This window comes from Brevundimonas sp. TSRC1-1 (genome assembly GCF_049898245.1).
Taxonomy (GTDB): Bacteria; Pseudomonadota; Alphaproteobacteria; order Caulobacterales; family Caulobacteraceae; genus Brevundimonas; species Brevundimonas mediterranea_A.
The window spans coordinates 287,957-299,782 of sequence record NZ_JAFCXI010000001.1 but is presented as its reverse complement, the minus strand read 5'-3'; the positions used below and the strand labels follow the sequence as shown (position 1 = coordinate 299,782).

The 11,826-nt window shown below is 68.8% G+C and carries 12 protein-coding genes and 1 other RNA gene; 7 read left to right on the top strand and 6 right to left on the bottom strand.

Annotated elements, in window-relative coordinates:
* Window positions 1-29: 29 nt before the first annotated feature.
* The 4 genes from ACP7CK_RS01490 to ACP7CK_RS01475 all read right to left on the bottom strand — a co-directional run bounded on the left by ACP7CK_RS01490 (window position 30) and on the right by ACP7CK_RS01475 (window position 1,533).
* Entirely contained in the window at window positions 30-587 is a 558-nt protein-coding gene (locus ACP7CK_RS01490; RefSeq protein WP_372706031.1) for a 5-formyltetrahydrofolate cyclo-ligase, read from the bottom strand.
* A 117-nt stretch (window positions 588-704) separates the two neighbouring features.
* A non-coding RNA gene (ssrS, locus tag ACP7CK_RS01485) (6S RNA) lies at window positions 705-867 on the bottom strand.
* Between the two features lie 67 nt (window positions 868-934).
* Entirely contained in the window at window positions 935-1,255 is a 321-nt protein-coding gene (locus ACP7CK_RS01480; RefSeq protein ID WP_008263136.1) for a cell division protein ZapA, read from the bottom strand.
* On the bottom strand, window positions 1,255-1,533 hold the full coding sequence (locus tag ACP7CK_RS01475) for a hypothetical protein (protein WP_292147820.1): 279 nt from the start codon (window positions 1,531-1,533) through the stop codon (window positions 1,255-1,257). Before ACP7CK_RS01475 ends, ACP7CK_RS01480 begins: the two co-directional genes overlap by 1 nt.
* 95 nt (window positions 1,534-1,628) lie before the next feature.
* Between ACP7CK_RS01475 and tkt the strand changes: the two genes are divergently transcribed.
* The 6 genes from tkt (at window position 1,629) to ACP7CK_RS01445 (ending at window position 8,663) form a co-directional block, all read left to right on the top strand.
* On the top strand, window positions 1,629-3,620 hold the full coding sequence (gene tkt, locus ACP7CK_RS01470; RefSeq protein WP_426024903.1) for a transketolase: 1,992 nt from the start codon (window positions 1,629-1,631) through the stop codon (window positions 3,618-3,620).
* 177 nt (window positions 3,621-3,797) lie between these two features.
* A complete protein-coding gene (gene purT / locus ACP7CK_RS01465) occupies window positions 3,798-5,009 on the top strand; it encodes a formate-dependent phosphoribosylglycinamide formyltransferase (protein WP_426024902.1) in 1,212 nt (403 codons plus the stop codon).
* Window positions 5,010-5,716: 707 nt separating this feature from the next.
* The gene (locus ACP7CK_RS01460; protein ID WP_052004674.1) at window positions 5,717-6,985 is read left to right on the top strand and encodes a cation:proton antiporter; all 1,269 of its coding nucleotides are present in this window, start codon (window positions 5,717-5,719) and stop codon (window positions 6,983-6,985) included.
* Between the two features lie 43 nt (window positions 6,986-7,028).
* Window positions 7,029-7,226, top strand: a complete 198-nt coding sequence (locus ACP7CK_RS01455) for a DUF2093 domain-containing protein (RefSeq protein WP_008261088.1) — start codon at window positions 7,029-7,031, stop codon at window positions 7,224-7,226.
* Window positions 7,223-8,086: a M23 family metallopeptidase gene (locus ACP7CK_RS01450; protein ID WP_426024901.1), complete on the top strand. Its 864-nt coding sequence runs from the start codon at window positions 7,223-7,225 to the stop codon at window positions 8,084-8,086. The genes ACP7CK_RS01455 and ACP7CK_RS01450 overlap by 4 nt, the downstream gene beginning before the upstream one ends.
* 67 nt (window positions 8,087-8,153) lie before the next feature.
* A complete protein-coding gene (locus ACP7CK_RS01445; protein ID WP_035305571.1) occupies window positions 8,154-8,663 on the top strand; it encodes a response regulator in 510 nt (169 codons plus the stop codon).
* Here the strand turns inward: ACP7CK_RS01445 and ACP7CK_RS01440 are convergent.
* Together ACP7CK_RS01440 and ACP7CK_RS01435 are read right to left on the bottom strand one after the other, a co-directional pair.
* A complete protein-coding gene (locus ACP7CK_RS01440; protein WP_154725749.1) occupies window positions 8,606-9,535 on the bottom strand; it encodes a lysophospholipid acyltransferase family protein in 930 nt (309 codons plus the stop codon). The genes ACP7CK_RS01445 and ACP7CK_RS01440 overlap by 58 nt on opposite strands.
* 79 nt (window positions 9,536-9,614) lie before the next feature.
* Window positions 9,615-10,385: an SDR family NAD(P)-dependent oxidoreductase gene (locus tag ACP7CK_RS01435; RefSeq protein WP_008260395.1), complete on the bottom strand. Its 771-nt coding sequence runs from the start codon at window positions 10,383-10,385 to the stop codon at window positions 9,615-9,617.
* 108 nt (window positions 10,386-10,493) lie between these two features.
* Here ACP7CK_RS01435 and ACP7CK_RS01430 point away from each other — a divergent pair, with 108 nt between their 5' ends.
* The gene (locus tag ACP7CK_RS01430) at window positions 10,494-11,768 is read left to right on the top strand and encodes an EAL domain-containing protein (protein ID WP_008258738.1); all 1,275 of its coding nucleotides are present in this window, start codon (window positions 10,494-10,496) and stop codon (window positions 11,766-11,768) included.
* The last annotated feature ends 58 nt before the right edge of the window (window positions 11,769-11,826 follow it).

The window sequence follows — 11,826 nt, the reverse complement described above, 5'->3', positions numbered from 1 at the left end:
GTTCGCTATCGGCCCGACTAACGTATATGTCAATGGGATATGCCGAAATCCCGATACCCCGCCTCGGTCAGCACCCCGTGCAGCCGCATGTCGTGCGCCTCCAGGCTCAGCGCCTCGACCGCCTGTCCCGCATAGGCGAAGCCGACCCGGATCACCTCGGGCCGCGCCGCAAAGGTGCGATCATAAAACCCGCCGCCCTGCCCCAGCCGTCCGCCGGCCGCATCGAACGCCAGCAGTGGCGTCAGGATCAGATCCGGCTCCAACACCTCGGCCAGCGGCAGGGGCGCGGGGCAGCCTGCGGCGTCCATCTCCAGCGGCTCGCCCGGCGACCAGGCGCGAAAGATCATCGGCGCGTCCCGCTCCAGCACCACCGGCAGGCACAGCCGCCGCCCCGCCGCCTCCAGCGCCACGGCCAGGGCCTCAGCGTCCAGTTCGGACCCCATGGCGCTGTACAGGGCCACCACCTGCCCCGGCGGCAGGGCCTCGGCATGGTCGGCGGCGCGCCGGGCGGCCATCGGATCGGCCTCGGCCAGAGCCTTGCGCCGCGCGCGGGCGGCCGACCGGAGTTCATGCTTCTCAAGGGTCATGACGCGGGCTTACACGCCCCATCCGGTTCCGCACAGAGACCATGCCCCTCGCATGCTGGCCTCGCTCAAGCAGCGAGCCGCCGCGCGGCGAGCGGTAGCGACAAAAAGAGAGAGGTTGGCGGCGCCGCAAGAACCGTGAAGGGCGTTTAAATCCTCTCGAACCTGGGTAGCCAGGTGGGCTCCATATGCCCAGGCCCTCGAGCCCGGACAGGGACAGATCCCTTTGAGTGAATTAAGGTCGCGAGGAAATGTATGCCTTCGACGAGGGCCGCAGCAGGACCCGCCGTCTGACAAGATAGGCGCTACGCCCCGCCTTCTCAAGCGCCGTGATCAGAGATTGACCGTGATCAGATAGATTGCGCGATCTTCTCGATCCGCGCGGCCACGGCGTTCAGCGCCTCGGCCACCCCGTCGCTGGTCGGCGGCGCGGCGGCTGTCTGGGGCGCAGGACCTCCGCCCCCGTTCAGGCGCGCCTCGTGCAATTCGTCCGACAGGATCAGGGCCGACATCAGGAACAGCCGCAGGTCCCCCACATGACCCACGTCCTGGGCCACCTGGCGCACCTGATTGTCGAATTGTTTGGCCAGGATGCGGACCCGCTCCTCCTGCCCGTCGGCGCAGCCCACCGCATAGGGTCGGCCGTTCACCTCCACCGTCACCGTCGCCATCAGCGGGCCTCGCTTTCGGTCTCTTCGTCGTCCTGATCCAGCACCTCGCGCACGGCGGCGGCCGCCCGGGCCAAGGCCTGCGACGCCTCGCGCCCGGCCACCTCCAGCTCGGCCACCCGCGCCGCATCCGCCCCGTTCCCCGCTCTGGGTGCGAACAGGTCGTCGTCGGCGATCACCGGCGCGGAGGCCGGGCGAGCCTTCAGCTCCAGGATCTTGCGTTCAAGTTCGGCCAGGGCCCGGTCGATACGGGCCCGTGCGGCCGTGGTGGCGTCTGCCATCGGTCGCTCCTTCAAATTGCGTATAGAACCCGAGGACGCGCCGGGGTAAAGCGGCGCGCTTCTGAATTTCCGCTTCCGCCGAAAGGTCTTCCCCCGTGACCGACGCCAAATCCGCCCCCAAGGCCACGCCCCAGCAGATGGCCAACGCCATCCGCGTCCTCGCCATGGACGGCGTCGAACAGGCCAAGTCGGGGCACCCCGGCATGCCCATGGGCATGGCCGACGTCGCCACGGTGCTGTTCTCCAAGTTCCTGAAGTTCGACGCGAGCCGCCCCGACTGGGCCGACCGCGACCGCTTCATCCTGTCGGCCGGCCACGGCTCGATGCTGATCTACGCGCTGCTGCACCTGACCGGCTACAAGGCCGCGACCAAGGAGGAGTTGTCGAACTTCCGCCAGTGGGGCTCCAAGACCGCCGGCCACCCCGAATACGGCCACATGCCCGGCGTCGAGGTCACCACCGGCCCCCTGGGCCAGGGTCTGGCCACCTCGGTCGGTTTCGCCATGGCGGAACGTCACCTCGCCGCCAAATACGGCGACGACCTGGTCGACCACCGCACCTGGGTCGTCGCCGGCGACGGCTGCCTGATGGAGGGCGTGTCCCAGGAAGCCATCGCCCTGGCCGGCCGCTACAAGCTGAACAAGCTTACCGTCCTGTGGGACGACAACGAGATCACCATCGACGGCAAGGTCTCCCTGTCCGACACGACCGACCAGAAGGCCCGGTTCAAGGCCGCCGGCTGGGCGGTCAAGGCCATCGACGGCCATGACATGGATGCGATCAAGGCCGCCCTCAAATGGGCGACCCGCCAGGACAAGCCCACCCTGATCGCCTGCAAGACCAAGATCGGCAAGGGCGCCGCCACCCTGGAAGGCAGCCACAAGACCCACGGCGCCGCCCTGGGCGCCGCCGAGATCGCCGCCACCCGTCTGGGTCTGGCCTGGGATCACGAACCCTTCGAAATGCCCCAGACCATCGCCGACGCCTGGGCCAAGGTCGGGCGTCGCGGCGCCAAGGACCGCAAGAAGTGGGAGGCCCGCCTCGCCGCCTCCGGTCAGGCCGCCGACTTCACCCGCGCCATGAAGGGCGACCTGCCCGAGGGCGCCTTCGACGCCCTGAACGCCAAGATCGCCGAACTGATCGAGACCCAGCCCGCCCAGGCCACGCGCCAGTCCTCGGGCGCCGCCCTGGACCAGGTCTTCGCCGCCATCCCCGAACTGGTCGGCGGCTCGGCCGACCTGACCGGTTCGAACAACACCTTCGTCGCCGGCACCCCCATCCTGGACGCCCCGTCCTATGAGGGCCGCTACGTCAACTGGGGCATCCGCGAGTTTGGCATGGCCGCGGCCATGAACGGCCTGGCCCTGCACGGCGGGGTCATCCCCTACGGCGGCACCTTCATGGTCTTCTCGGACTACAGCCGCCCGGCCATCCGTCTGGGCGCCCTGATGGGGGTCCGCGCCATCCACGTCCTGACCCACGACTCCATCGGCCTGGGCGAGGACGGCCCCACCCACCAGCCGGTCGAACACCTGGCCGCCCTGCGCGCCATCCCCAACCTCCTGGTCTTCCGCCCCGCCGACACGGTCGAGGCCATGGAATGCTGGAAGATCGCGCTGGAGACCAAGACCGCCCCCTCGGCCATGGCCCTGTCGCGCCAGAAGACCCCGGCCGTCCGCACCGTCGCGGGCACGGAAAACCTCTCCGCCAAGGGCGCCTACGAGATCAAGGCCGCGTCGGGCGAGGCCAAGGCCACCCTGTTCGGCACCGGCACGGAACTGGCCCTGGCCCTCAAGGCCGCCGAGACCCTCGAGGCCGAAGGCGTCCCGACCCGCGTCGTCTCCGTCCCCTGTTTCGAACTGTTCGAACAACAGGACGCCGCCTACCGCGCCTCGGTCATCGGCCGCGGCACGATCCGCGTCGCCGTGGAAGCCGCCATCAAACAGGGCTGGGAAGGCTTCATCGGCGAAGACGGCGCCTTCATCGGCATGACCGGCTTCGGCGCCTCCGCCCCCGCCGAAATCCTCTACGACAAGTTCGGCATCACCGCCGACGCCGTCGTCGCGGCGGTCAAGGCCCGGCTGTAATCTTCGTCATCCTCCGGCAAGCCGCGAAGCGGCGCAGACCGGGGGACCCAGCGGCGCGCGAGAGCGCGAACCTGTCGCGCACGCCGCCGCTGGTGCTGTTGAACCATTTCGCCTTCGGCGCCGCTGGGTCCCCCGGTCTCGCTGCGCTCGCCGGAGGATGACGAAAGGAACACGTCGATGAAACTCGGCACCCCCCTCTCCGACACCGCCGTCCGCGTCATGCTTCTCGGCTCCGGCGAACTGGGCAAGGAGGTCGCCATCGAGCTTCAGCGGCTGGGTGTCGAGGTGATCGCCGTCGATCGCTACCCCAACGCCCCCGCCATGCAGGTCGCGCATCGCAGCCACGTCATCCCGATGACCGACCCCCAGGTGCTGAACGGCGTCATCCTGGCCGAGGCCCCGCACATCATCGTGCCCGAGATCGAGGCCATCGCCACCGAGGTCCTGGCCGATATCGAGGCCGCCGGCCTGGCCGTCGTCATCCCCACCGCCCGCGCCGTGCAGCTGACCATGAACCGCGAGGGCATCCGCCGCCTCGCCGCCGAAGAGCTTGGCCTGCCCACCAGCCCCTACGCCTTCGCCGGCAGCGCCGAAGAACTCGCCGCCGGCGCCGAAACCGTCGGCTACCCCTGTTTCGTCAAGCCGGTCATGTCCTCGTCCGGCAAGGGGCAGTCCTTCGTCGAAAGCCCCGACGAAATCGCCGACGCCTGGACCTATGCGCAGGACAGCGGCCGTGTCGCCGGCGCCCGCGTCATCGTCGAGGGCCGGATCGACTTCGATTTCGAGATCACCCTGCTGACCGTCCGCTCGCGCGCCGCCGACGGCTCGACCCGCACGGACTTCTGCGCCCCCATCGGTCACCGCCAGGTCAAGGGCGACTATGTCGAGAGCTGGCAGCCCCAGGCCATGAGCCCCGCCGCCCTCGCCGCCTCGCAGGACATCGCCGGCAAGGTCACCGAGGCGCTCGGCGGCCCAGACAACAAGGGATGGGGCGTCTTCGGCGTCGAACTCTTCGTCAAGGGCGACCAGGTCTGGTTCTCCGAGGTCTCGCCCCGCCCCCACGACACCGGCCTGGTCACCCTGGCCAGCCAGACCCTGAGCGAGTTCGCCCTCCACGCCCGCGCCATCCTGGGCCTGCCCGTCGACGTCACCCAGCGCGAACCCGCCGCCAGCGCCGTCATCTACGGCGGCCTGGAGGCGCAAGGCGTCGCCTTCGAAGGCGTCGCCGAAGCCCTGTCCGTCCCGACCGCCGACCTGCGCCTCTTCGGCAAACCCGAAGCCTTCGACCGCCGCCGCATGGGCGTCGCCGTCGCCCGGGGCGCCGACGTGGACCAGGCCCGCGAACGGGCGCGCGAGGCGGCGGGATGCGTGAAGGTGGTGCGGGGCTAGCCTCACGGGCCCCCTCCGTCGCGGCGCTCCGCGCCGCGCCACCTCCCCCAAGGGGGGAGGATCTCCGTCACCCCATTCCTCCCCCCCTGGGGGAGGTGGATCGCCGGCGAAGCCGGCGAGACGGAGGGGGCCCGAACGGCGCCAACTGTCACAATGACGCTGGTCTGACTCCAATGATTCCAACCCCTTGTCAGTTTATCGCCCCGACTTCCCCGCCTGGGTTTCCCCGTCCCCTATAATCCGCCTCGGTCTCGTCGCTTGGAGGGCTCGCTTGGCCTGCGACCTTGCGGCGGCGGGAGCGGATGGAACGGGAGCGGGGGTGCAATCCCTCCGCGCCGACGACGTCTCAGGACGCCGCCGGAGGGTCGAGGGGGATACTCGGCCGTACTCGGGACGGGGTTCGCAGACCCCGCCGACCCGTCGCAGGCTTATGGGGTTAGGCGATAAGACCGCCACCGCTCGGCGCCCCGAGCTTGCAGGCCAACCATTCGCGCGGGGCGTCAAACCTTCGTCAAAACGGTACTCAAAACACAAAACTCCGGGCGAAGGCCCGGCGCCCCGCCCAGCCCTCCATGAACTTCGCAGCGAAAGCGCGAAGATGACGCCAATTCAACCCGACGCGACACTGCGTCATCTTGTCAGACGGGGCAAAGCGCCCCACCTGAACCTATCCAAAAATCACCCCTTCGCCCGCGACAGGAGCCTTGATGCCGCATGCCGACAGCCTGATTCTCACCCTGGTCGGAGGATTCGTCCTCGCCTTCGTGTTCGGCATGTTGGCCAATCGGCTGAAGCTGTCGCCCCTGGTCGGCTATCTGGTCGCCGGCGTCGCCGTCGGCCCCTATACGGGCGGTTTCGTCGCCGACACCGAACTGGCGCCGCAACTGGCCGAGATCGGCGTCATCCTGCTGATGTTCGGGGTCGGGCTGCACTTCTCGCCCCGGGATCTGATGCAGGTGCGCAAGGTCGCCGTGCCCGGCGCCCTGGTCCAGATCGCCGTCGCCACCGTCCTGGGCTGGGCCCTGGGCCGGGTGGTGCTGGGCCTGGGGGATGTCGAGGCCCTGCTGATGGGCTTCGCCCTGTCGGTCGCCTCCACCGTGGTCCTGCTGCGCGCCCTGGAAGAGCGCAAACAGGTCAAGGGCGAGGTCGGCCGCATCGCCGTGGGCTGGCTGATCGTCGAGGACATGGTCATCGTCATCGCCCTGGTCATGCTGCCCATGATCATCGTCCCCGCCGGAACCCAGACCGATCTCGCCGCCCTGGGCATGGGCATCGGCTGGACCCTGCTGAAGGTCGGCCTGTTCGTCGCCGGCATGCTGGTCGTCGGCGGCAAGCTGATCCCCTGGCTGCTGGTCCGCATCGCCCACACCCGCTCGCGCGAGCTCTTCACCCTGGGCGTCCTTGCCATCGCCCTCGGCATCGCCTGGCTGGCCTATTATCTGTTCCATTCGTTCGCCCTGGGCGCCTTCCTGGCCGGCCTGGTGATGAACGCCTCGCCGCTGGGCCACAACGCCGCCGAACGGTCCCTGCCCCTGCGCGACGCCTTCGCCGTGCTGTTCTTCGTCTCGGTCGGCATGTTGTTCGACCCCATGATCCTGGTGCGCCAGCCCTGGGCCGTTCTGGGCGTCCTCGGCATCGTCATCATCGGCAAGTCGCTGGCCGCCCTGGCCATCGCCCGCGTCTTCAGGCTGGACCGCTCCACCGGCCTGACCGTCGCCGCCTCCCTGGCCCAGATCGGCGAGTTCTCCTTTATCCTGGCCGCCCTGGGCGTCAGCCTGGGCGCCATGAGCCGCGAGACCCACGACCTGATCCTGGCCGCCGCCCTGCTGTCGATCTCGCTGAACCCCTTCGTCTTCCTGTTCACCGACCGGATGGGCGGCCGGCCCCGCCCGCCGGTTTCGGGCTCGCCCGAGGCCAAACAGGCCGCCATCGATCACAAGGCCGAAATGGCCGGCCCCAACCCGGCGACGGCGTGAAACTGTCCTTGGCCTCGAACCCCGATCATCGTTAACTGACCCCATGGACGCGACGAACACGACACAGGCCGCCCTCCACTATGGCGACGGCGAATTCGCGGTGTTGAAACCGGGACGGTTCGTGCGCTGCGCCGTCACGGAAAAGCCGATCCCGCTGGAGGTGCTGCGCTACTGGAGCCCGACCCGGCAGGAGGCCTATTTCGGCCCGGCCGAGTTCATCGCCCGGATGACCGCCCCTTGATCGGCCGCCGCCCGCTGCTGCTCGGCTTCGGCGCGGCCCTGGCGACCCCGCGGATGCTGGGCGCCTCGGCCCCGGCTCAGGGCGCGGTCGATCTGGTCCTGAACGGCGCCTGGCGTCAGGGCGGCTACGCCCTGGGCCGCACCGAGCCGCGCGCCCTGATCCTCGTGGACGGCGAGGCCCTGTCCACCGCCTCGACCGACGGCCTCTTCATCGTCGGCTTCGACCGCGACGCCCCCGCCCTGGCCGAGATCGAGGTCCGATCCGGCGCCCGATCCACCCGCCGCGTCCTGGACGTCGCGCCCTACGCCTTTCCCTCGACCCGCGTGGACGGCCTGCCCCCCGCCACGGTCGAACCCAGCGATCCGGCGCTTTTGGACCGCATCCGCCAGGAGGTCGCCCTCAAGACCGAGGCCTTCGCCAGCCGGGCCGACGCCGACGACTTCCGCGACGGCTTCATCTGGCCGCTCGAGACCTACCGCATCTCCAGCGAATGGGGCGCCCAGCGTATCCTGAACGGCACCCCGGCGCGGCCCCACTACGGCGTCGATCTGGCCGCCCCGGCCGGGACCGTGATCCGCGCCCCGGCCGACGGCCGCATCGTCTTCACCCGCCCGAACATGCATTTCGAGGGCGGTCTGACCCTGATCGACCACGGCCAGGGCCTGATCAGCGCCTATCTGCACCAGTCGCAACTGGACGTGACCCCGAACCAGCCCGTCCGGCGCGGCGATCCCCTGGGCCGCGTCGGCATGACGGGCCGCGCCACCGGCCCCCATCTGTGCTGGCGCCTGAAATGGCGCGACCGCAATCTGGACCCGTCCCTGCTGGTCGGCGCCCGCGCGCCCCGGCGTCTGGCCTGATTTTATGGCTCAGCTTGCGAGAGTAAGGATAAACACGTAGCTTCCCCGCCTCGCTTCGGGGGCTCCGATGTCATCGCTTCAATCGCTGGCCGTTCTGCTGGTGGACGACAATCAGCATATGCGCGCCATCACCTCGGCCGTGCTGAATTCCGCTGGCATCCACAAGGTTCACGAAGCGCCCGACGGCGCCGTCGCCCTGGACATTCTCAGCCACCAGCCCGTCGATCTGGCCATCGTCGATTACAACATGTTCCCGCTGGACGGCGTCGAGTTCACGCGGCTGGTCCGCACCGGCCCGGACAGCGCCAACATCTACCTGCCCATCATCATGATGAGCGGCCATGCCGAAAAGAGCCGCATCTATGCGGCCCGCGACGCCGGCGTCACCGAATTCCTGGTCAAGCCGATCACCGCCAAGGCCATCCTCGACCGGATAAACGCGGTCATCCTCAAGCCCCGCGCCTTCATCAAGACGAGCGCCTACTGCGGTCCCTGCCGCCGACGTCGCGACGTCGAGGCCTATGCCGGGCCGTTCCGCCGCGCGGCCGATTCCAGGCGATCGCCCAGGGCCGCATAGACCCTGTCCGGCCAGCGCCGGTGAACCCAGAACCAGTCCTCCGGAACCTCGCGAACCCGATCCTCGACAAAGCGGTTCACCGCCTGGACGCCCGCCAGCACGTCAGCCGCCTTGTCCGCGGTCTCGGGGATCATGATCGGCTCATGCGCCGTCACCCGGAACCGCACGCCGGGCAGACGCACCACCGACAGGGGCTGGATCACCGCCCCGAACTTCAGCGCCAGCCGCGCCGCCCCCGGCGAGGCGTTGACCGGCTGACCAAAGAACTCGACCTCCGGCCCCTGATTGTATTTCTGATCGACCAGCAGGGCGATGGAATCGCCCCGCTTCATCCCCGCCATCAGCTCGCGCGTCCCGTCGCCCTTGGGCGCGAACAGGCGAATGCCGTAGCGCTCGCGGCTCTGGCGGATCAGGGCGTCCACATAGGGATTGTTCGCCGCCCGATAGGTCACCTGGCACGGCAGGCCCGAGGCCATGATCACCGCCGCCATGACTTCGAAATTCGCCAGATGGCCCGAGATCAGCACAGCCGCCTTGCCGCTGTCACGCAGGGCGTGCAGCCGCTCCATCCCGACCACCTCGACCCGCCCGCCCTCGGGCGTCAGCTGATCCATGACCGCCAGTTCGGCGAAGGTCCGACCCGTCCGGTCCCACTGTTCCAGCGCCAGGGCCTCGCGCTGGGCGTCCGTCATGTCGGGGAAGGCGATCCGCAGATTGCGCATCACCGTCTTCTGGGTGCCCGTCTTCGGTCCCAGCGTCCGCAACAGCCAGCCGCCCAGGCCCGAGGCGCGCTCGACCCCGAGCAGGCGCAGGAACGAAAACAGCGCCTGGAAGGCGACGGCCTGCAGGCGCCAGATCAGGTCCTGCCGCACGCTTGTGGCGCTGCCGCCCTTCGGGCTGTTTGAGCGCGCCTCTGAGGCGCGCTCAAACTTCGGCTCTTCTCGCGTGTTTTCACCAGGCAATCGTCAATCCACCGTCCACCACAAGGGTCTGCCCCGTCACATAGGCCGAGGCGGGGCTGCACAGATAGACCGCCGTGCCGGCGATTTCATCCGGCTGGCCGATCCTTTTCAGCGGCGCGGGCTCCGTCACCGTCTTCAGCAGCTCCGGATTCTCCCACAGATATTTGGCGAAATCGGTCTGGACCAGGCCCGGGGCGATACAGTTGACCCGCACGTTCGACGGGCCCCACTCCACCGCCAGGTTCCGCACCAGCTGCATGTCGGCCGCCTTGGAGATATTGTAGGCGCCGATCAGGGCGTTGCCGCGCAGGCCGCCGATGGACGAGATCACCAGGATCGCCCCGTCCTTGCGCTCCACCATCTGCGGCGCGACCATCTGGATCAGCCAATGGTTCGAGATGACGTTATTCTGCAGGATCTTCTCGAACTGATCGTCGGCGATCCCGCCCATCGGCCCGGCGTAGGGATTGGTCGCGGCGTTGCAGACCAGGATGTCGATCTGACCGAAGGCGGCGTTCGTCTCGTCCACCAGCCGCTGCAGATCCTCCTTGGAGGCGATATTGGCGGGAACCGCGATGGCGCGCCCCTCGCCGTACTTGCCGTTGATCTCGGCGGCGACCTCGTCGCACGGCCCGGCCTTGCGCGAGGAGATGACCACCTTGGCCCCGTGTTCGGCCAGCCGCTCGGCGATCGCCTTGCCTATGCCCCGCGACGAGCCGGTGATGATGGCGACCTTGCCGGTGAGATCGAACAGTTCCATTGGGTTTCCCTTGAGTTCCGCCGGGTTATTTGCGCCCCGGCTCTAGCCGAACGACATTGATAGCCTGATACTCAGGCGATTCCATCCGGGAGTGGCCACCGCCAGCCGATGCGTAACCTGACCACGGGCTTTCTGTACTTCGCCTATCTGTTCCTCGGCATGACCGTGGGGGCGTTCCTGTGGCGTGCGGGCCTGGGCGCCGGCGCGGGCGTGGCGGGCGCGCTCGGGGCGCTGGGTCTGCTGGGCGCCTTCCACGGCATCGTCACGGGCGTCGCCGCCCGTCGCGCCCTGAAGAAGGAGATCGACCAGGTCCGCGAGGCCCACCGCCTGCTGGCCGATGCGATGGAGTCGACCCAGGGCGCCCTGACCGAACTGGCCCACGCCATCGAGAGCGGCGCCCTGTCAGACACAGACGCCCTGACCGGCGAAGTGCGAATGCTGGAGACCCTGGTCCAGCAGATGAGCGAGAGCATCGACCACCGGCTGTCGGCCGCCCCCAGCATCGGGGTCGAGACCTTCGAAGGCCGGCGCCAGGCCCAGTCCAACGTCCTGCTGCGCACCATCCACGAGGCGCTCAGCGAGGGTCGGGTGGACCTCTATCTTCAGCCCGTCGTATCCCTGCCCCAGCGCCGCACGATCTTTTACGAGAGCTTCACCCGCCTGCGCGACGCGACCGACCGGGTCATGATGCCGGCCGAATATCTGTCGCTGGCCGAGGGCGAGGGCCTGGTGCCCGCCATCGACAATCTGCTGCTGTTCCGCTGCGCCCAGATCGTGCGCCGGCTGGCGCGCCAGGACCGCAAGGTCGGGGTCTTCTGCAACGTGGCCCTGACCTCGCTGGGCGACGAGACCTTCTTCCCGCGTTTCCTGGAGTTCCTCAGCGAGAACCGCGACCTGAACCAGGCCCTGATCTTCGAGCTGGGCCAGGCCAATTTCGACGCGCGCGGCGCCGTGGAGGCGCGCAACATGGCGCGGCTGGCCGACATGGGCTTCCGCTTCTCGCTGGACAAGGTCCAGACGCTGGACCTCGACTTCGCCGACCTGCAGCGGGCGGACGTCAAGTTCATCAAGGTGTCGGCCGACCTGCTGATCGAACAGCTTCTGGATCTCGACGGCGGGGCGCCGCTGCGCTCCATGCCCGACATCCAGGCCGCCGACTTCGCCGCCCTGACCCGCCGCTACGGCGTCGAGGTCATCGCCGAAAAGGTCGAGAACGAGCGTCAGGTCGTCGACATCCTCGAGCTGGACGTCGCGATGGGCCAGGGCCACCTGTTCGGCGAACCCCGCGCCATCAAGGAACAGGTTCTGGCCGAGACCGACCCGCCCGCCGACTTCCTGCGCTCCACCCTGCGCAGCGCCGAACAAAGGCGTCGGTTCAGCTGAACCGCCCTGTCTGCCTCCTCCATTTCATGGGGAGGAGACTTTCGTCATGGCGTCCGAG

Excerpts from the sequence above, each read along its gene's own strand:
- ACP7CK_RS01475 (WP_292147820.1), bottom strand. The coding sequence starts at position 1,533 with ATGGCAGACGCCACCACGGCCGCACGGGCCCGTATCGACCGGGCCCTG.
- ACP7CK_RS01490 (WP_372706031.1), bottom strand. The coding sequence starts at position 587 with ATGACCCTTGAGAAGCATGAACTCCGGTCGGCCGCCCGCGCGCGGCGC.
- ACP7CK_RS01460 (WP_052004674.1), top strand. The coding sequence starts at position 5,717 with ATGCCGCATGCCGACAGCCTGATTCTCACCCTGGTCGGAGGATTCGTC.
- purT (WP_426024902.1), top strand. The coding sequence starts at position 3,798 with ATGAAACTCGGCACCCCCCTCTCCGACACCGCCGTCCGCGTCATGCTT.
- ACP7CK_RS01435 (WP_008260395.1), bottom strand. The coding sequence starts at position 10,385 with ATGGAACTGTTCGATCTCACCGGCAAGGTCGCCATCATCACCGGCTCG.
- ACP7CK_RS01430 (WP_008258738.1), top strand. The coding sequence starts at position 10,494 with ATGCGTAACCTGACCACGGGCTTTCTGTACTTCGCCTATCTGTTCCTC.
- ACP7CK_RS01455 (WP_008261088.1), top strand. The coding sequence starts at position 7,029 with ATGGACGCGACGAACACGACACAGGCCGCCCTCCACTATGGCGACGGC.
- ACP7CK_RS01445 (WP_035305571.1), top strand. The coding sequence starts at position 8,154 with ATGTCATCGCTTCAATCGCTGGCCGTTCTGCTGGTGGACGACAATCAG.
- ACP7CK_RS01480 (WP_008263136.1), bottom strand. The coding sequence starts at position 1,255 with ATGGCGACGGTGACGGTGGAGGTGAACGGCCGACCCTATGCGGTGGGC.